Here is a 19,633-nt window from a genome sequence, read left to right on the forward strand (position 1 = left end):
TCGCAGTTTCCTGCTTGCGGCGTCGCAACGAGACCTGAATGACGGATCGGTTACCCTTCACGGGTTTTTGTGACCCATTTCCGGGTGACGCGAGCCGACCGCCTGGCGGTCGATGTATGAACCGCAGTACGGACATTTGAATGGCAACCCAGAATCCACCGGTCTCCCAGACCCGCTCGTTCAGCACCGTGTTCCTGATCGAGATGTGGGAGCGCTTCGGCTTCTACGGCATGCAGGTGCTCATGGTCACCTACATGATGAAGAAGCTCGGCTTCATCGACACCAAGGCCAACCTCGTGTGGGGCGCGGCCGCCGCGCTGATCTACGCCACCCCCGCCATCGGCGGCTGGGTGGGCGACAAGCTCATCGGCACCCGCCGCACCATGGTCGTCGGCGCCGTCGTGCTGGCCCTTGGCTACATGATGCTGTGGATTCCCTCGGACAACCCGACGCTGCTGTACTGCGCGCTCGGCGTGATCATCGTCGGCAACGGCTTCTTCAAGCCCAATGCCGGCAACCTGGTACGCAAGATCTACGAGGGCGACGACGTCCGCATCGACAGCGCCTTCACCATCTACTACATGGCGGTGAACGTCGGCTCGATGGTCTCGATGACGGCCACGCCGTGGATCCGCGATTACGTCGGCGCGCACTACGGCGATGCGATGGGCTGGCATACCGCGTTCGGCGCCTGCGCCGTGGGCCTGGCGCTCGGCCTGGCCAATTACTCGCTGATGCACCGCACGCTGGCGCACATCGGTTCTCCCGCCGACGAACAGAAGCTGCAAATGAACCGCGTGCTCGCGCTGTTCGCCGCATCGCTGGTGCTGGTGCTCGTCTCCGCCTTCATCCTGCAGAGCCTGCTGGCCGCGAAGATCTGCGTGTATCTCGCGGGCATCGTGATCCTGGGCATCTTCGTGCACCTGATCCGCCATGCCGAGAAGAGCGAACGCGCCGGCCTGATCGCCGCGCTGGTGCTGACGGTGCAGACCATCTTCTTCTTCATCTTCTACGCGCAGATGGCGACCTCGCTGAACCTGTTCGCGCAGAAGAACGTGAACCTCTCGTTCGACGTGTTCGGCGTGCACCTGTTCAACTGGATTCCCGAGCAGTACCAGAACCTCAACGCGATCTGGATCGTGGTGCTGAGCCCGGTGCTGGTGGCGATGTACAACACGCTCGGGCGCGTGGGCAAGGATCCGTCGGTGGCGGCCAAGTTCGCCTTCGGCTTCGCCGCGGTGGCGCTGGGCTTCTTCATGTACGGCTTCGGCGCGCTGAGCGCCGTCGATGGCCAGGTGTCGTCCTGGACGATGATCTGGGGCTACGGCCTGTACTCGCTGGGCGAGCTGCTGGTGAGCGGCCTGGGCCTGGCGATGATCGCGCGCTACGTGCCGGCCCGCATGGGCGGCTTCATGATGGGTGCCTACTACGTGGCCGTGGGCATCTCGCAGTACCTGGGCAGCGTGGTGGCCAATCTCGCCGCGATGCCGGAGAACATCAGCAGCCCGGTCGAGTCGCTCAACATCTACGTGAGCCTGTTCAACAAGCTCGGCTTCGTCGGCGTGGGCTGCACCGTGATCGCGCTGGTGATGCTGCCGCTGATGAACCGACTCTCCCGCAGTCACGCCGAAGCGCACACGCCGCTGCCGGCCGTGCACAGCGAAGAGGTTTGACCCTACCGATGCCCGCCCTCCGGCGGGCATCGTCGTTTTGGGCGCGACGCATGGACGCACCGGGCTGTTCCGAACCGAGGTGACGGCGCAAACCTACTACTATCGCGCCCATGGAACGGTCCCATTCCCAGCAGCGCATCGGCCCCCGCCCCCTCTTCCGCAGCCTCGCCTGGCTGCGCATCTGCGCCATTGCCGGCCAGAGCGCCGCCGTGCTGGTCTGTGCGCTGTGGATGCACCTGGACATCCCGCTGTTGCCGCTGCTGGTCGGCATCTGCTCGCTGGCGGTGTTCGCGGTGTTCGCCGCCTGGCGGCTCACGCAGCCCTGGCCGATCAAGCAATGGGAAACCATCCTGCACGTGGCCGTGGATACGCTGATCCTCGGTTACCTGCTCCATTTCACCGGCGGCGCGAGCAATCCGTTCATCACCCTGCTGATCATCCCGATCGCCCTCACCGCAGCGGCGCTGCCGGTCAGCGCCGTGCTGTCGGTCGCCTCGCTGGTGGGCGCGGCCTACGTGATGCTGCTGTTCTGGTACGTGCCGCTGCCCGCGCCCATGCACGGCGAAACGGCCTACGGTTTCTCGCTGCACGTGCTCGGCATGGGCGTGAACTTCGTGATCATGGCCCTGCTGCTCGGCTTCTTCACCAAGCGCCTCGCGCGGTCTTTGCGCTTCCAGCAGCTGGAAGTGCAACGCGTGCGCGAGCGTGCCCTGCGTGACGAAGGCATCCTCGCCATCGCCACCCAGGCCGCCGGCGCGGCGCACGAGCTGAATACGCCCTTGGCCACCATGCGCACGCTGCTGCCCGAGTTGCGTCGCGAGCACGCGGACGACAAGGCGCTTGCCGAAGACCTGGAGCTGCTGGAAGGCCAGGTCGATCGCTGCCGCACGATCCTTCGCGAGATGGTGGCGTTCGGCAAGGCCCAGCTTTCGCAGGAGCCCGAACTGCTGACGGTGGACCGCTTCATCCACGGCTGCCTGGAGCGCTTCCAGTTGCTGCGACCCGAAGCCGATCTCTCCGTGGCCATGGACCAGGAAGCGGCGCGCACGGTGTTGCGCACGCCACCCGGCCTGCGCCATGCGCTGCTGAACCTGCTCAACAACGCGGCCGACGCCTCTGCGATCAACCACTCGCAGGCCGTCGCCCTGACCGTGCGCAGCGATGGCGACTGGCTGGAGTTGATCGTGATCGACCACGGGCCGGGCTTTACCGATACCGACGAACTGGGCGTGCTGGGACAGTCACGCAAGCAGACCGGCCTCGGTATCGGCCTGGCGCTGGCCGAAGCCACCGCCGAGCGCCTCGAGGGCGAACTGACCGCCAGCAACACCGGCAGCGGCGCCCAGATGCGGTTGCGCCTGCCCCTGACGGTGGTAGCCGCGCCATAATCAGATGTGGCGGATAGCCACAGTGGCACATGGCCACATGTGCATGCGTTGCCGCAGCGGTGAGAATGTGCTCGTCCGGCCACCGTGCCGTGGAGACCCCCATGAGCGACCAGCAACTCCTGATCATTGATGACGACGCCACCTTCGCCCGTGTCCTTGCGCGCGCACTCAGCTCGCGTGGGTTCGAGGTGATCACCGCCAGCAACGCCGATGAAGCGCGCGCCCTGACCCGGCGGCACCAGCCGCGTTACTGCGTGCTCGACCTGAAGCTGGGCGAGGAAAACGGCCTACGCCTGATTCCCGAACTGCAGGCACTGGTACCGGAAATCCGCGTCCTGCTGCTTACCGGCTACGCCTCGATCGCCACCGCCGTGGAAGCGATCAAGCGCGGCGCGCACGACTACCTGGCCAAGCCGGTCGACGCCGACGCCGTGGTTCGCGCCCTGCTCGACGGCGACACCAGCACCGGTGACGACGATGTGGTCGATGCCCCTGAAGCACCGCTCGCCTTGCGCCGCCTCGAGTGGGAGCACATTCAGCGCGTGCTGACCGAGTGCGACGGCAACATCTCCGAGACCGCGCGCCGCCTGGGCATGCATCGCCGCACGCTGCAGCGCAAGCTCAGCAAGCACCCGGTGCGCGAGCGTCCCGACGCTGACGATTGATGGTCTGCCCGTGCGAGGCCGTGGCGGTGTCCACCGCCTTGGCCTGGTGCGCCCGACTCGCCGTCAAGGCTGATTCGACGAATTGTCCGCCGGCAACGGCTCGGTCGTGCCGTCGTCTTCGTCGCCATAGATCGCCACGTGCGGCACGCCATCGGCCCCGATCCAGCCGCGATACATGCCGTCGGTGTTGAACGGCATGGCGATGGTGCCGTTGCTGTCCAGCGCGATGGCGCCGCCGTTGCCGCCCATCGAGGGAATTTCCTGGTTGATCACCTCGGCCGCTGCGCGCCTCAGCGGCACGCGCATCTGCGTCACCCGCATGCAGATTTCATGCGCCGCCACGGTGCGCAGGTAGTACTCGCCCCAGCCCGTGCCTGATACCGCGCAACCGGAATTGGCGTAGGTGCCGGCGCCGATGATCGGCGAGTCGCCGATGCGCCCCCAGCGCTTGTCGTTCATGCCGCCCGTCGAGGTACCCGCGGCCAGGTGCCCTTCGGCATCCAGCGCCACGGCGCCCACGGTACCGAAATGTTTGGCCGTCTCGACGTCCGAATGCCTGACCTTGTCGGCATCTTCCTTGAGCGCCTTCTGCAGTTGCTGCCAGCGCTCCTCGGTGCGGAAGTAGGAAGGGTCGACCAGCTCGACGCCGACGCTCTTGGCGAACGCCTCCGCGCCGTCTCCCACCAGCATCACATGGTCGGATTTCTCCATCACGGCGCGGGCGAGAAGGATGGGATTCTTCACCCGGTGCACGCCGGCCACCGAGCCGGCGCCAAGCGTCGCGCCGTCCATGATGGCCGCGTCCAGCTCGTTCTTGCCGTCGTGCGTGAACACCGAGCCCTTGCCGGCGTTGAAGTTGGGATCGTCCTCGAGCACGGTGATCGCCGCGGAGACGGCATCCACCGCCGCCTTGCCGGATTTCAGCTGCGCATAGCCCTTCTGCAGCGCCTGCGTCAGCGCCGCGCGCACCGCCTTTTCCCTGGCCGGGCTCATCTCGCGCTTGATCACCCCGGCGCCGCCGTGGATCACGAGAACGGGCGCGGCGGCATGGCTCATGGACGCGATTCCCAGCGCCGCCATGGCGGCGACAAGACGGCAGGACTTCACAGACGGTACTCCCCTAGCTTTGGCCGGAGTATATCCAGCGCCTGCACCATCCTCATCCGGATGGTGGACCGGGCCCGTTACCGCGTTTTTCAGGGCCTTGGACCTTGGTACAACGTGAGCGGCCGGCATTCCGTCGTATCCTTGGAAGCTGGCTATCCCTGCAAGAAGGCACCAGCAATGGACAAGGTTTATGCAAGCGCGGCGCAAGCTCTCGACGGGCTGCTGTTCGACGACATGACCATCGCCGCCGGCGGCTTCGGCCTCTGCGGCATCCCCGAGAACCTGATCGCGGCGCTGCTGAAAGCCGGAACCAAGGGGCTCACCATTGTCGGCAACAACGCCGGCGTGGATGACTTCGGCATGGGCCCGCTGCTCAAGACCCGCCAGGTGAAGCGCGTGTACGCCTCCTACGTGGGCGAAAACAAGGAATTCGAACGCCAGGTGCTGGCCGGCGAGCTGGAATTGCATCTGGTGCCGCAGGGCACGCTGGCCGAGAAGCTGCGCGCGGGCGGCGCCGGCATCCCCGGCTTCTATACCCGCACCGCCTTCGGCACCAAGCTCGCCGAGGGCAAGGAAACCAAGGTCTTCGACGGCAAGGAATACGTGCTGGAGGAAGCCATCCACGCCGACGTGTCGATCGTGAAGGCATGGAAGGGCGATCGCCTCGGCAACCTGGTGTTCCGCAAGACCGCGCGCAACTTCAACCCGATGATCGCCACCTGCGGCAAGGTCTGCGTCGCGGAAGTGGAAGAGCTGGTGGAAGTGGGCACGCTGGAGCCCGACAACATCCACGTGCCGGGCATCTACGTCGACCGCATCATCCAGGGGCCCTCGTACGAGAAGCGCATCGAGTTCCGCACCATCGCCGGCGCCAACACCGGCAAGGAAAGCCCGATCCGCACGGCGATGGCGCAGCGCGCCGCCAAGGAGCTGCAGGACGGTTTCTACGTGAACCTGGGCATCGGCATCCCCACGCTCGTTGCGAACTACATCCCGCCGGGCATGGACGTCACGCTGCAATCGGAGAACGGCCTGCTCGGCATCGGCCCGTTCCCGGACGACGCGCATGTGGACCCGGACCTGATCAACGCCGGCAAACAGACCATCACCACCCTGCCCGGCTCGAGCTTCTTCTCCAGCGCCGAGTCGTTCGCGATGATCCGCGGCGGCCACATCGACCTGTCGATCCTCGGCGGCCTGGAAGTGTCCTGCACCGGCGACCTCGCCAACTGGATGGTCCCCGGCAAGATGGTAAAGGGCCCCGGTGGCGCCATGGACCTGGTCAGCGGCGTGAAGCGCGTGGTGGTGCTGATGGAACACACCGCGAAGGACGGCTCGCCCAAGATCAAGAACCAGTGCGACCTGCCCATCACCGGCAAGGAATGCGTGGACCTGATCATCACCGACCTGTGCGTGTTCTCGGTGGAAAAGGGCCAGGGCCTCACCCTGATCGAGCTGCACGACGGCGTGACGCTTGAGGATGTGAAGGCCAAGACGGGGTGTGCGTTCGCCGTCTCGCCCGAGCTATAAACCCTTCCCCCAACGTTCTGTCGTAACATGGGGCCGGGCCGGCAGGCCGCTCCGCAAGAACGCGGAACCAAGGGGGAAACAATGCGCAAGGTGCTTTTTGCGCTGCTGGCGTTGGGCGCCAGCAGCGTTTGTGTTGCCGGTGCACCAGAACTGGTCCGGCAAATCTCCACCAAGGACAGCTTCCTTCAGGGAAACGAACGGCTGTTCCCTGTCGATCTGCAACGCGACGCCGTGCGGACCGCCCAGACTGAAGGTGGTTTATGGTTCACGACGCCCGATGGCGAACACCTTTTTGCCCGAACGGTCCGCGTCGACAAGCAGGCCGATGGCAACCAGACCTGGATAGGCACGCTGGCAACCAAGAGCGGTGATCGCAGCATCGTCATAACCGTGGGGACAGACGCCGTCTTCGGCTCTCTCCTTTCATCGGATGCCAAGCCGCTACGGTTGGTCACCCGCCAGGGCAAGAGTTACATCACCAAGCGTGACGAGCAGATTGCCGCCGCCCAGGCAACGCTGCAGGCGCCGTTCACCGCGCCGGTTGACTATGTACTGCCACCGGTCGCGAAGACCCCTCCCACGGGCGGTTCGCGTGTGCAATCGGCCGCGGCGGGAGCCACACTTCTGGCAGCGGCGCCGGGAACCGGTCCCACCGTGGATGTCTTGCTGGGCTACACCCCCGGCATGGTGACGCAGATCGGCTCGGCGTCGGGAGTGGTGACCCGCCTGAACTACCTGGTTGCAGTGGCTAACCAGGCATACAGCGATAGCCAGGTCAGCGGCCGCGTGCGGTTGGTTGGCACCATGCTGGTGAACTACCAGGACTACAGCAATGACAACACGGTCCTCACGGATCTGGTGAACCCCTCCAGCACGGGTCCTCTGGCCGCGCTCCGGGCTCAGCGCCATGCGCTGGGTGCGGACCTGGTCAGTCTGGTCCGCCCCTTCTCGTCGACCGGCCAAGGCGGCGTATGTGGCCTGGGCTACCTCAATTTCTCAAGCGGAGCGCCACTCTCCACGGCCTTGGCGCCTTATGGCTATTCAACCATCGGGGACGGTGTGAATGGCGGGTATTACTGCCTCGATACGACGCTGGCACATGAGATGGGCCACAACATGGGGCTGGCCCATGACATTGCCGACGCCAATGGCCCGGGAGTCTTTCCTTACGCTTATGGCTGGCGCCAGACACTCACCACCGGCAGCTTCTACACCATCATGGCCTACAGTGCTGACAATCAACAGCCTGTGCCTTATTTCGCCGACCCGGCCATCAATCTCTGCAATGGAAATCCTTGCGGCGACGTGACTCAGGCCAATCAGACCCTGGCTCTTAACCAGACCATGTCCATCGTTGCGGCGTTCAATGCCCCGGGGCAGCCTTCTCTTGACCTGGACGGCGATGGGTCAGCCGACCTGATGCTGCAGAATCCTTCGATAGGGCAGTACGCCTCTCTGCTTGTGCAAGACGCCTCGGTCCAGAGTGGAAGAATCGTATCCGTCGCTGCCGGTTATCACATCGCAGCCATCGGCGACTTCGACAACAGCGGCTCGACCGATCTGGTGTGGACCAGCGCGGCCAATGATCTCTATTTGTGGATGAACGATGGCACGGGACATTTCGCTTCGAACTACCTCGGCGTGTATCCCGCAGGATGGACGTTGATCGGTGCAGCCGACCTGAACGGTGACGGCAAGTCCGATCTCTTGTGGATGAACAACACGACACATCAGTTCGGCTATTGGCTCATGGACGGCGCCAAGTCAACCTCCATCCGATCCGTCAACGTGACCCCGGGGTACTACATCGCAGCCGTTGGAGATTTCGAGGGCAACGGTCATACGGACCTGGTTTGGACCAGCCCCAACAACGACCTATACCTGTGGATCAACAACGGCAGCGGCTCCTTCAGCAGCGTTCGCGGCCTGGACTATCCCGCTGGCTGGCAGTTGGTCGGTGCCGGTGACGTCGATGGCGACCAGAAAGCAGACCTGATCTGGACGAACGATACGACGCACCAATTCGCCTATTGGACGATGAACGGCACGACGCGAACAGGCTATAGCATCAGCACGATGCCTTCCGGATACCACATTGCGGCGATCGACAGGTTTTCGTCATCAGTGGTCAGCATTCTGTGGAACGCCCCGGGCAATTACCTCTATCTCTGGAGGAATAATGGCAGCGGCGCCTTCAGCACCGATACGGAGTTGCTTAGCTTTCCCGCAGACCCGACGGGCAGCACTGGCTTTTACTGGGCTTATCCGAATGGATGGAGCGTGGTCTCTGGCCTGATTACCAGGCCGTAGCCAATTATCCGGCAACGACCGGCGTCGACTCCGGAAACCGGATGCGCGCGATGTGCCTGCGGTCATCGCGCGTCTGCAGTTCCAGCGGCCAGCGGAAGCGTTCGCTGATGCGCTGGGCGATGGCCAGTTCGAAACCGTGGCGGTTCGCGGCCGGGGGGGCGGAGGCATCGCCGCGGTGCGTCACGGTGACGACGCCGGGCATGACCGTGACCACCACGGTGCCGCCTTCCGCCTGCTGGCAGGCGTTGCGGATCAGTTGCCAGCACAGCACGGAAAAAACGCGGGGGGAGCCGTGCAGCGCGAAGCGGGCCGGCTCTTCCAGCTCCAGCGTGATGGGTCGCCCTTCCAGCATGGCCAGCACGTCAGGCAGCTCGTGCCTGATGACGTCGTTGACGACGAAGTCTTCTTCGGTGAGCCCGTTGTCCGATTCGCGCGCGAGGATCAGCAGCGCTTCCACCAATGCCTCCATCTCGCGCGTCGAACGCTTGATGCGCTGCACCGAGCGCTGGCCGAATTCACCGAGCGAGAGGTCATCCGCCAGCATGTCGGCCGACATCTTGATCACGGTGAGCGGGCTGCGCAGTTCGTGGCTGGCATCGCGCGTGAAGTTGCGTTCGCGCTGGTTGTAGCCGGCGATGCGGTTGGCGAAGCCGTACAGGCTGTTGGCCAGCGTCATCACGTCCGCGTCCGTGCGGCGTGGCAACTGGTCGGGACGCCAGCCGTCGAGATCCAGGGAGCCTTCGTCCCAGCGGCTCACGGCACGCGCCAGGCGGACCACGGGCGACCACTGGTGCCACGCGGCGAACCAGGCCAGCACGCTGATGATGACGATCAGCGCGAGCACGGCGCCGATGGGCGCCACGTTGTAGACGCCCATCAGGCAAACGATCACCACGGCCAGCCATTGCAGACCGAAAATGATCGCGAGACGTCGATGGAACAGCCCGCGTCCCAAGGCCGACGCGGGCCGCGCAGTGCCCCTGCTTGCCATGTCAGTTCATGCGCTACCGATCATGCCGGCTGCGAGGCAGTAGCGACCTCCGATTCGAGATCGGCAAGGCGGTATCCGGCGGAGTGGATGGTATGCAGCAACGGACGATCGAACGGCTTGTCGATCACCCGGCGCAGGTTATAGAGATGCGACCGCAGCGTGTCCGAATCGGGCAGCGTGTCACCCCAGATTTCGCGCTCGATGTCGCGGCGGCTCACCACGCGCGGTGATTCGCGCATGAGGATGGCGAGCAACTTCAACCCGATCGGCGACACGGTGAGCTCCTGGCCGCCTCGGACGAGGCGCAGCGTGGCCGTGTCCAGCGTCATGTCGCCCACCGTGAGTATCTCGGTGGACACCTGGCGACGGTCGCGACGGATCAACGCGCGAAGGCGCGCTTCCAGCTCCCGCACTTCGAACGGCTTGACCAGGTAGTCGTCGGCGCCGGCTTCCAGGCCGACCAGCTTGTCTTCGAGCGTGTCGCGCGCGGTGAGCATCAGCACCGGCGTGGATTTCTTGGCATCGCGGCGAAGCTTGCGGCAGACATCCAGGCCATCCATGCCCGGCAGCATCAGGTCGAGCACCACCACGTCGTAGCTGTTGGAGACCGCCAGGTGCAGGCCGCTGACGCCGTCCGCGGCGTAGTCGACCGAATAACCCCGGCGCTCAAGGAATTCGCCGACCATCTCGGCGATCTGGCGATTGTCTTCGACCAGAAGAATCAGGCCGGACTGTTCATCGCGTGCGCTCATCCCTACCTCCTGCAGCTGACTTCACAAAGGTGAACAGCTAACGACCCGCATCGTGAGGCTCGCGTGAAAATCCGCTGACAGATTCACATCGGGTTGTGAGCGTGTTCACCTTAGTGCAACAGCGGCGTCAAGGCCTTCCACACGTTGTCCAATACCTGGGGCTGCGCGGAGGCGACCGGATGCAGGCCGTCTTCCTGCATCAGCCCGGGCTTCAGGGCCACGCCGTCGAGCAGGAAGGGCAGCAGTGCGGCCTTCTTGTCCTTCGCTACGTCGGCGTACACCGCCCGCAGACCGTCACGGTACTGTGGGCCGTAGTTCACCGGCAGTTCGATGCCCAGCAGCAGCACCCGCGCCTTGGCCTGCTGGGCCGCGGCGACCATGGCCGTGAGGTTGTCGCGCAGCTGGGCCAGCGGCAGCCCGCGCAGGCCGTCGTTGGCGCCCAGCTCGATCACCAATACGGCCGGGTGATATTTCTCCAGCAGCGCCGGCAACCGGTTGCGGCCGCTCAGCGACGTCTCGCCGCTGATGCTGGCATTGACCACCGTCCAACCCGGCTCCATCTTGGCGAGACGGTCGCCCAGCAGGTGCACCCAGCCGGACTCGACCGGGATGTTGTGCGCGGCCGACAAGGAATCGCCCAGCACCAGCACGGTTTTCGGCGGGGCCGCCTGGGCGGTGCCGGCGACGGCGCCCAGCAGCATGACGAGGCAACAAAGGAAACGACGCATGAGTGGCACGGCCTCCGCTTTTTCCAACGGTGTTCTTCTGGATGCCATCGATGTTAGCAAGTCGGTCCAGGGCCCCGAAGGCAGGCTGGATATCCTCTCCGGCGTATCGTTGCAGGTGCGCGATGGGGAGAGCTTCGCCATCGTGGGCGCCTCCGGCTCGGGCAAGACCACCCTGCTCGGTCTCCTCGCCGGCCTCGACACGCCCAGCCGCGGCCGCATCGCGCTCGACGGCCATGCGCTGGAATCCATGGACGAGGAAGCGCGCGCCGACCTGCGCCGCCGCCTCGTCGGTTTCGTGTTCCAGTCGTTCCACCTGCTCCCGGCGCTCACCGCCGAGGAAAACGTCATGCTTCCACTGGAACTGGAAGGCCGCGACGACGCCCGCGCACGCGCCCGCGAGGCGCTGGAGGCGGTCGAGCTGGCGCCGCGCCGACGCCACTACCCCGCGCAGCTTTCCGGTGGCGAACAGCAGCGCGTGGCGATTGCGCGGGCCTTCGTCCATCGGCCTCGCCTGCTGTTTGCCGACGAGCCCACCGGCAATCTCGATCAGCGCACCGGGCATCACATCAGCGACCTGATGTTCGCGCTGAATCACGACCATCGCACCACGCTCGTGCTGGTCACGCATGACCCGAAGCTGGCGGCCCGCTGCACGCGCCAGGTCGAACTGGACAATGGCCGCGTGATCGCGCCACGTGCAAGCGCAGCGGTGGCGCCATGAGCGCGCGTGCATCGCTGCCGGGGCGTCCGGCATGAGGCTGCTCACGCTGTCCTTGCGCAGCCTGCGTCGCGAATGGCATCTGCCGGAGCTGCGCACGCTGGGGGCATCGCTGGTGCTGGCCGTGGTGGCGCTGGGCGTGGTCGCCACGCTGTCCACCCGCATGGAGCGCGGGGTGCTGGCGAGCGCCGCGGAGTTGATCGGTGGCGACCTGGGCATCAGCGCGCCGCAGGCACTCCCGGCGAACTACGCCGAGCAGGCCATGCAGCTCGGCCTGCACGTTACGCGCAATGCCAGCTTCCCAAGCGTCGCGTTCGCGCACGAACAGAGCCAGTTGCTCGATGTGCAGGCCACCGATGGCGCCTATCCGTTGCGCGGCACGCTGGAACTGCGCGATCCGCAGGGCAAGAGCGTGGTTGGCCATGGCCCGCCGGCGGGCACGGTTTACCTGGATCACCGCGCGCTGGTCGCCCTGAACCTCAAGCTCGGCGACGCCGTGCAACTGGGCGGACGCGACCTGCGCATCGCCGGGGAACTGCTGCGCCAGCCCGACGGCGGCGAACTGGTCGCGATGGCGCCAAGGGCACTGATGAATGTCACCGATGCCGAACAGGCGGGCCTGCTGGGCGCGGGCAGCCGGGCGAGGCATCACCTGCTGGTCGCGGGCGAACCCGATGCCGTGCAGGGCTGGCGGCGCTGGGTGCAGGAACAGGCCCTTCCCCAAGGCGCGGAGCTGATCACGCCCGAACAGACCCAGGAGCGCATGCGCAGCGCCTTCGACCGCGCCAGCGCCTTCCTGAGGCTCACCGCCCTGCTGTCGGCGCTGCTGGCCGGCGTGGCCATCGCGATGGCCGCACAGCGCTACGCACGCCGCAAGACGAACGAAGTAGCCCTGCTGCGCGCGCTCGGCACGCCGCGGCGACAGGTGCTGGGCTTGCTGACCGGGACACTCGGGCTGCTTGCCGTGCCGGCGGTCCTCGTGGGCGGCCTGGTGGCGCTGGGCCTGGCCCAGCTGACCTGGCATGTCGCCAGCCAGATGTTCACCACCGTTCCCACGGCGTTGCCCCTGGGCCCCGCCGCGGCCGCCGCGGCGATGGGCCTTGCCGTGCTGGCCGGTTTCGCCCTGCCGCCGCTCACGCGGCTCGCGGAGGTGCCCCCGGTCGCCGTGTTCCGTGAAAGCGCCGCGCGGCGCGTGCGTCGCTTCGATGCGCTGTACCTGGTACCCGCCGTCGTCGCCCTGCTTCTGATCTGGAGCCAGAGCGGCTCGGCCAAGCTGGCCGGCATCCTTGCCGCGAGCCTGGCCGGCGTGGCGGTGGTGGCGGCGCTGCTTTCCGCCCTGCTGCTGTGGATCGCGCGACGCGTGGCGCCAGGTGCGCACCCCGCCTTGCGCCTGGGCCTCGCCGCCCTGGCACGGCGGCGCGGCATGAGCCTGCTGCAGGCCACGGCGCTTAGCCTGGGGCTGGTTGCGCTGCTGCTGCTCGCCATCGTCGCGCCGGCGCTGCTGGAAGGCTGGCGGCGCGAGCTGCCGGCGGATACGCCGAACTGGTTCGTACTCAACCTGCAGGACGACCAGCGCCCCGGCTTCGAACATGCACTCGCCGGCATGGGCGGCCAGAAGCTCAACATGCTGCCACTGGCGGTGGGCAAGCTCACCGCCATCAATGGCCATCCGATCGACCAGCTGGGCTTCAAGGACGAGCGGGCCAAGGATTGGGCCGATCGCCAGCTGCGCCTGTCCTGGGCGGGCGACCTGCCGCCCAGCAACCAGGTGATTGCCGGGCAATGGCATGGCGAACATCCGGCCCAGGCCGAGGTGTCGGTCGATACCATGTGGCGCGACATGTTTGCGCTGAAGGTCGGCGACGTGATGAGTTTCAACGTAGGCGAAGGCCACATCGACGCGCGCGTGGGCAGCATCCGCAAGGTCGACTGGACTTCGTTCCGGGTGAACTTCTTCCTGGTGTTCGACCCGGCCCATGCGAGCGAGCTCCCGCACACCTGGATCGCCAGCTTCTACCTGCCGCGGGGCAATGCGCCGTCACTCGCGCAGCTGTCGCGCGATTACAGCAACCTCAGCCTCATCGACGTGGACGCCATGCTCGACCGCGTGCGCGAGATCGTGAACCAGGTCAGCGGCGCGGTGCGCTGGGTGCTGGGCTTCAGCCTGCTCGCCGGTGCGCTGGTGCTTGCCGCGGCACTCGCCGCCAGCGCGCAGGAGCGCCGCCACGAGGCCGCCCTGCTGCGCACGCTCGGCGCACGCCGTAGCCAGTTGCGCGCCGCCGCGGCCTGCGAATTTGCCCTGCTCGGCCTGGTGGCAGGCCTCACCGCGGCGTTTGGCGCCGCCGGCACGGGCCTCTGGCTGGGGCACGCCATCTTCCACATCGACGGCTTCGTGCCTCCGCTGGGCTCGCTGCTGTTGGCGGCGCTGGCGGCCGCCATCGTGGTGATGCTGCTGGGGCTGGCCGGCACGCGGCGCGTGAGCCGCACCTCGCCGATGCGCCTACTACGGGAAAACTAAGTGACTGTATCCAAGGATGACGCCGGCCGCGGCGAAAACGCGGTCATGCGGGTACTTCGGCGCATGGCACACGAGTGGTTGCTGCTCGGCTTCCTGCTGCTGACCATCGTGCTCGCCGTGGCCGATCCGCGACCGCTGGCCGATCACCAGCGCTGGCTGCAGCTGCCGACCCTGGCTGGCCTGCTCGGCCTGCTCATCTGCATCCAGGGCATCCGCGACAGTGGCCTGGTGCAGCACCTGGCGGCCGCCATGGTGGCGCGCGCCCATTCGCTGCGCATGCTGGGGCTGATGCTGGTGAGCACCACGGCCGTGCTCGCGATGGTGCTCACCAATGACGTGAGCCTGTTTCTCGTGGTGCCTCTCACGCTCGCGATCGGCCGCATTTCCAACGTGCCGGTGATGCGCATGGTGGTGCTGGAGGCGCTTGCCGTGAACGCCGGCTCCACGCTCAGCCCGATCGGCAATCCACAGAACCTGTTGCTGTGGCAATACACGCACCTGCCCTTTCTGCATTTTGTCTGGGCGATGCTGCCGGCGTTCGGCGTGATGTTCGTGCTGCTGGCGTTGCTCACGCTGTGCTGGTTGCCGCGCGGGCGCGTGCTGCTGCATGCCGAGGACGTCGACGGCCACCCCATCTCGATGGCGCAGGCCGCGCTGTCGGTGGCCGCCTTGGCGAGCATGGTGCTGATGATGGAGCACGACCATGCCGTGCTCGGTGCGCTGCTTCTGATGGTGCCCTTCGCGCTGCTGGAGCGCGGCACGCTGGCGCGCGTGGACTGGCTGCTGCTGGTCACCTTCGCCGCGATTTTCCTGGGCCTGGGCCATGCCGCGGAACTGTCGCCCGTGCAGCGCGCATTGGATGGGCTCAACCTGGATCAGCCGCTCACGCTTTACGTGAGCGGGATCGTTGCCTCGCAGGTGATCAGCAACGTGCCGGCCACCGTGTTGTTCCTGCGCCACGCGCCGGATGCGATGGCGCTGGCGGTGGCCGTGAACGTGGGCGGCTTCGGACTGGCCATCGGTTCGCTGGCCAACCTCATCGCACTGCGCCTGGCGAAGCAGCCCGGCGGTGGCCGGCTGCTGCACCAGGTCTCGGTGCCGTTTCTGCTGGTGTGCGCGCCGCTCGTCTATCTCGTATCGCGCTGGCTAGGCTGAAAACGGCTCAGTCGTCGTCGCGATCGCGCGGCACGCTCACCTTGCCCTGCACGCCGGAGTGGCTCACGTCGCCACTGCCCTTCGCGCCCACGGTGAAGTCGCCACGCACGTCGCGTACCCGCACGTCGCCCGAGCCGACGGTGTCGATGCGCACGCTGCCGCTCACGTCGCGGATGGCGACGTCGCCCGAGCCGATGCTGCCCACGCGCGATTCGCCGCGAACGCCGTCGACCTTGACGTCGCCCGAACCGATCGAGCCGATGTCGAGGCTGCCCACGTCATGCACGTCCACGTCGCCCGAGCCGATGCTGGCGCTGAAGGGACCGGCGATCTTGTTGACGTGCAGGTCGCCCGAACCCACCTGGGAGGACAACTTCTGCAAGCCGGTTACCCAGGCATCGCCGGAACCGACGTTCAGCACAACCGGAATCTGCGCCGGCACCTGCATGTTGAGCTCGAGGTTGGTGTAGCTGCTCTTGAACAGGCTGATCGTCATGCGGCCGTGGTTGCCCGCCTCCACGATCAGGCGATCGCCTTCGCGGCGCTGCGTGACCACCAGGTCCTCCAGCAGCTTCGGATCAGACGCGCAGGCGCGCCCGGTGACCGAACCACCCGTACCGCCGCCATTGCCGTTCAGATGCAGGTCGTGGCTGTGCAGGTCCACCTGCACCTCGCGAACGCCGGCCAGATCGAGGGTGAGGTTGCGCGGCGCCTCGTACTTGCACTCGTCAGCGTGCGAAGCCAGGGGGGCGAGAAGCAGTGCGGCAAGAAGAAGGCGACGCATGGGTAACTCCTGATTGACCAGACAGGCTTGAGATGTCGCGCGCACCCAAAAGGTTTAGAGCCCCGGTCAACGCGGGATGGCACGGCACGTTTGAGGCTCGACCCACATCGTGGAGATGGATCGACATGCAACGCAAGACCCTGCTCACCTCCGCCCTCGTCCTGCTGATCGTTGCAGGCGGCGGCTATGCCATCGCCCAGGACGCCGCCCCCAAGGGCGCGCCGGCGCCCACCGCCAAGGCCATGCCGGCGCCCCCGCGTGGGCCGCAGATGGCACACGGCGACATGCCGGGCTTCATGGGTGATGGCCCGGGTGCCGGTCGCCAGGGCTTTGGTGGTCCCGGCTTCGAGGGCCCGGGTTCCGCGGTGATCGATGACCTGCAGGCACTCGAGCGCCTGTACCGCGAGAGCGGCCGCGGCAAGGACCTGCAGGCGCTGTACAACGACGTGCTGACCAAAACGCAGGATCCGCGCGTGCGCACCTACGTCTACCACCACCTGGCCCGCCTCCAGTCGGCGCCGGCCAATGCGGAGCAGGCCATCGCCACGCTGCGCAAGAGCCTGGACGAGAACCTCGCCAACGAAGCCAGGCAGCGCGCGGATTTTGAAAAGATGCGCAGCGAATGGGAACAGCGGCGCAACGCGATGAAGCCGGCGCCGACCGCACAACCATAACCACAAGAACAATCGACGCGACCGACACGGGAGCGTCCACGGCTGAGGCACGGGGACCCCAGAACCCGTGCCTCCTTTTTTTTCAGACGGCCGGCTTGTCCGTGCGCTTGGCCTCGCGCCACAGCGCTTCCTGCTCCACCAGATCACGCTCCGGCAGCGGCCGGCCCTCCTCGCGCGCCAGCTGTTCCATCTGGCGGAAGCGTCGCTCGAACTTGGCATTGGCATGGCGGAAGGCCTGCGAAAAATCCACGCCGGCGTGCCGCGCGAGGTTTGCCACCACGAACAGCACGTCGCCGATTTCATCCTGCAGCCGCTGCTTGTCACGGCCCTGGGCAAACTCCGTGCGCACTTCTTCGACTTCCTCCAGCAGCTTGTCGAGCACGGGCTGTTCATCCGGCCAGTCGAAGCCGACCTTGGCCGCACGCTCCTGCAACTTCAGTGCGCGTTTCCACTCGGGCAAGCCACGCGAAATACCGGCGAGCGCGCTGTCGTCGTGCTGCTCGCCCTTGGCCGCGCGCTCGGCGCTCTTGATGTCGTCCCAGGCCTGCTTCTGCGCATCGAGATCTTCGTAGCTCTCGTTGCCGAACACATGCGGATGGCGGCGCACCATCTTGTCGCTGATGGCATGGGCGACATCAGCGAATTCAAACAGCCCGACCTCTTTCGCCATCTGCGCGTGGAACACCACCTGCAGCAGCAGGTCGCCCAGTTCGTCGCGCAAATCGTGCCAATCCTTGCGATCGATGGCGTCGGCGACCTCGTAGGCCTCCTCGATGGTGTAAGGCGCGATGGTGGAAAAATCCTGCTGCAGATCCCACGGACAGCCGCCTTGGGGGTCGCGCAGGCGCGCCATGATGACGAGCAGGTCATCCAGGCTGTGGCGAACGGCCTCGGTCATCACGCCTCCAGGTCGGCGGCAAGCAGGCGGCCTTTCCAGTCGATGGCGCTGTCCCCCACCGCGATGAATTCGGGATTGATCAGCGAGTCGCCGCGGTTGTAACGCAGCGGCTCGCCGGCGAGATCGAGCACGGCGCCGCCCGCCTCTTCGAGCACGCTCTGCGCCGCCGCCGTATCCCATTCGCTGGTCGCGCCGCGACGCAAATAGACGTCCGCGTCGCCACGCGCCACCAGGCAGAACTTCAGCGACGAGCCCAACGGCATCGATTGGTAGCCTTCGCCGATCAACTGGTCGAGCAGTGCCGCGCCCGCGGCTCCGTGCGAGCGGCTGCCGGCCACGGTCGCCGGCTGTGCGAAATCGCGCGTGGCGATGCGCTGCCAAGGCGCATCCACCCGCGATTGCAACCAGGCACCCTGCCCGCGCGCCGCCGCATAGAGCTCGCCTGTCACCGGCGCCAGCACCACGCCGAGCACCGGCTCATGATGCTCGATCAGCGCGATGTTCACCGTGAACTCGCCGTTGCGCTTGATGAACTCGCGAGTGCCGTCGAGCGGATCGACCAGCCAGTAGCGTGTCCAGTCGCGCCGCTCCGACCACGCCGCGGCGCGCGCCTCCTCCGAGATCACCGGCAAGCCACCCTCAAGCTGCACCAGGCCGGCGGTGATCACGCGTTGCGCCGCCAGGTCCGCCGCCGTGACGGGCGACTGGTCCACCTTGCGCTGCACTTCGAAGTCTTCGCCATAGACGAGCAGGATGGCATCGCCCGCCTTGCGCGCGAGGCTGGCCACCTGCTGGAGCAGCGTGGAAAACGGAAGGTGGCTCATGTCGGGGAAAACCGGCCGGCGAGGTACTCGCGGGCCATGAAGAGGGCGGCGATCGAACGGCCTTCGGTGACGTCTTCGCGTGCGATCAGGAGATGCAGGTCGGCGAGCTTCCACGGAACCACTTCCAGTTCCTCGGGTTCGTCGCCCTGCAGGCGTTCGGGATAGAGGTCCTGCGCCAGCACGACATGCGCCATGTGCGTCATGTACGAGGGCGACAGCGACAGGTTGTGCAGGATCTTCAGCTTGCGCGCGCCATAGCCGATCTCTTCCTTGAGCTCGCGATCGGCGCCCTGCTCCACCGTTTCATCGCGATCGAGCCGGCCCTTGGGCAGGCTGAGTTCATAGCGGCCGACGCCCGCGCCGTACTCGTGCACCAGCAGCACCGTTTCGTCATCGAGCATCGGCACGATGATGACGGCGCCCAGGCCGCTGCCCTTCAGCCGCTCGTAGACGCGGCGTTCGCCGTTGGAGAATTCCAGGTCGAGCTGCTCGACGCGCAGGAAACTGCTGTCGTGCACGTCGCGTGTCGCATGGATGATGGGTGGCTTGCGCATGGGTCGATTGTAGCTCAGCGTCCCGGCATCACCGGCGGCGACTGGCGACCGCGCCCGGCCGCCACCGCCCAGACCAGGAGGCCGAACACGATGCCCTGGGCCACGCTCGTGGCCATGCCGAAGACGGCGGCATGGCGGGCCAGCTCCATGGTGGTCTGCTCGTGCGCCTGCACTGCGGCGGGGAAATAGGCAAAGTGGTACCAGCCGGAGGCCAGCAGCACCACTATTTCGATGATGCTGGCGAGCAGGAGCAACAGCGCCGAATCCGGCATTTTTCGCCAGAACACCCCAGCCACCACCACGCCGATGACGGCCGCCGCCATCGGCGGCGCGTTGGCCAGCAGCCCGTACAGCATCTGCATGG

18 protein-coding genes are annotated in these 19,633 nt (G+C 66.4%); 9 read left to right on the forward strand and 9 right to left on the reverse strand.

The features are described from left to right. Positions 1–140: 140 nt before the first annotated feature. The 3 genes from JMF82_RS06115 (at position 141) to JMF82_RS06125 (ending at position 3,726) form a co-directional block, all read left to right on the forward strand. On the forward strand, positions 141–1,673 hold the full coding sequence (locus tag JMF82_RS06115; RefSeq protein WP_201313646.1) for an oligopeptide:H+ symporter: 1,533 nt from the start codon (positions 141–143) through the stop codon (positions 1,671–1,673). A gap of 110 nt (positions 1,674–1,783) precedes the next feature. After that, entirely contained in the window at positions 1,784–3,061 is a 1,278-nt protein-coding gene (locus tag JMF82_RS06120) for an ATP-binding protein (RefSeq protein WP_201313647.1), read from the forward strand. Positions 3,062–3,162: 101 nt separating this feature from the next. After that, complete coding sequence (locus JMF82_RS06125) at positions 3,163–3,726, forward strand: response regulator transcription factor (RefSeq protein ID WP_201313648.1); 564 nt, start codon at positions 3,163–3,165, stop codon at positions 3,724–3,726. A 63-nt stretch (positions 3,727–3,789) separates the two neighbouring features. On the opposite strand, the gene JMF82_RS06130 is transcribed toward JMF82_RS06125, so the two are convergent. Then, positions 3,790–4,782, reverse strand: coding sequence for an isoaspartyl peptidase/L-asparaginase (locus JMF82_RS06130; RefSeq protein WP_201313649.1), 993 nt, complete (start codon positions 4,780–4,782; stop codon positions 3,790–3,792). A 228-nt stretch (positions 4,783–5,010) separates the two neighbouring features. Here JMF82_RS06130 and JMF82_RS22195 point away from each other — a divergent pair, with 228 nt between their 5' ends. Further along, the gene (locus JMF82_RS22195; protein WP_201313650.1) at positions 5,011–6,363 is read left to right on the forward strand and encodes a 3-oxoacid CoA-transferase; all 1,353 of its coding nucleotides are present in this window, start codon (positions 5,011–5,013) and stop codon (positions 6,361–6,363) included. 81 nt (positions 6,364–6,444) lie between these two features. Further along, complete coding sequence (locus JMF82_RS06140) at positions 6,445–8,673, forward strand: reprolysin-like metallopeptidase (RefSeq protein WP_201313651.1); 2,229 nt, start codon at positions 6,445–6,447, stop codon at positions 8,671–8,673. Positions 8,674–8,677: 4 nt separating this feature from the next. Here JMF82_RS06140 and JMF82_RS06145 read toward each other — a convergent pair whose 3' ends face one another. The 3 genes from JMF82_RS06145 to JMF82_RS06155 all read right to left on the reverse strand — a co-directional run bounded on the left by JMF82_RS06145 (position 8,678) and on the right by JMF82_RS06155 (position 11,144). Continuing rightward, positions 8,678–9,664, reverse strand: coding sequence for a HAMP domain-containing sensor histidine kinase (locus JMF82_RS06145; protein ID WP_201313652.1), 987 nt, complete (start codon positions 9,662–9,664; stop codon positions 8,678–8,680). A gap of 20 nt (positions 9,665–9,684) precedes the next feature. Then, positions 9,685–10,416, reverse strand: a complete 732-nt coding sequence (locus tag JMF82_RS06150; RefSeq protein ID WP_038615615.1) for a response regulator transcription factor — start codon at positions 10,414–10,416, stop codon at positions 9,685–9,687. A gap of 110 nt (positions 10,417–10,526) precedes the next feature. Continuing rightward, entirely contained in the window at positions 10,527–11,144 is a 618-nt protein-coding gene (locus JMF82_RS06155) for an arylesterase (protein WP_201313653.1), read from the reverse strand. Here JMF82_RS06155 and JMF82_RS06160 point away from each other — a divergent pair. From JMF82_RS06160 to JMF82_RS06170, 3 genes are all read left to right on the forward strand, one after another. After that, a complete protein-coding gene (locus JMF82_RS06160) occupies positions 11,143–11,865 on the forward strand; it encodes an ATP-binding cassette domain-containing protein (RefSeq protein WP_201313654.1) in 723 nt (240 codons plus the stop codon). The genes JMF82_RS06155 and JMF82_RS06160 overlap by 2 nt on opposite strands. A 31-nt stretch (positions 11,866–11,896) precedes the next feature. Next, entirely contained in the window at positions 11,897–14,380 is a 2,484-nt protein-coding gene (locus JMF82_RS06165; RefSeq protein WP_201313655.1) for an FtsX-like permease family protein, read from the forward strand. Between the two features lie 63 nt (positions 14,381–14,443). Next, the gene (locus JMF82_RS06170) at positions 14,444–15,535 is read left to right on the forward strand and encodes an SLC13 family permease (RefSeq protein ID WP_201313685.1); all 1,092 of its coding nucleotides are present in this window, start codon (positions 14,444–14,446) and stop codon (positions 15,533–15,535) included. Positions 15,536–15,542: 7 nt separating this feature from the next. Here JMF82_RS06170 and JMF82_RS06175 read toward each other — a convergent pair whose 3' ends face one another. Then, the gene (locus tag JMF82_RS06175) at positions 15,543–16,319 is read right to left on the reverse strand and encodes a DUF4097 family beta strand repeat-containing protein (protein WP_201313656.1); all 777 of its coding nucleotides are present in this window, start codon (positions 16,317–16,319) and stop codon (positions 15,543–15,545) included. A gap of 125 nt (positions 16,320–16,444) precedes the next feature. On the opposite strand from JMF82_RS06175, the gene JMF82_RS06180 reads away from it, so the two are divergent. Next, positions 16,445–16,993, forward strand: a complete 549-nt coding sequence (locus tag JMF82_RS06180; protein ID WP_201313657.1) for a hypothetical protein — start codon at positions 16,445–16,447, stop codon at positions 16,991–16,993. Between the two features lie 82 nt (positions 16,994–17,075). Here the strand turns inward: JMF82_RS06180 and mazG are convergent, their stop codons facing one another. Genes mazG through JMF82_RS06200 form a run of 4 tightly spaced genes read right to left on the reverse strand, consistent with a single transcriptional unit; the run spans position 17,076 to position 19,631 of the window. After that, entirely contained in the window at positions 17,076–17,891 is an 816-nt protein-coding gene (gene mazG, locus JMF82_RS06185; protein ID WP_201313658.1) for a nucleoside triphosphate pyrophosphohydrolase, read from the reverse strand. Next, on the reverse strand, positions 17,891–18,715 hold the full coding sequence (gene cysQ, locus JMF82_RS06190; RefSeq protein WP_201313659.1) for a 3'(2'),5'-bisphosphate nucleotidase CysQ: 825 nt from the start codon (positions 18,713–18,715) through the stop codon (positions 17,891–17,893). The genes mazG and cysQ overlap by 1 nt, the downstream gene beginning before the upstream one ends. Continuing rightward, a complete protein-coding gene (nudE, locus tag JMF82_RS06195) occupies positions 18,712–19,269 on the reverse strand; it encodes an ADP compounds hydrolase NudE (protein WP_111984055.1) in 558 nt (185 codons plus the stop codon). The genes cysQ and nudE overlap by 4 nt, the downstream gene beginning before the upstream one ends. A 14-nt stretch (positions 19,270–19,283) precedes the next feature. After that, positions 19,284–19,631, reverse strand: coding sequence for a hypothetical protein (locus JMF82_RS06200; RefSeq protein WP_201313660.1), 348 nt, complete (start codon positions 19,629–19,631; stop codon positions 19,284–19,286). Positions 19,632–19,633: the final 2 nt, after the last annotated feature.

The sequence above is a fragment of the Dyella sp. EPa41 genome (assembly GCF_016586165.1).
Taxonomy (GTDB): domain Bacteria; phylum Pseudomonadota; class Gammaproteobacteria; order Xanthomonadales; family Rhodanobacteraceae; genus Dyella.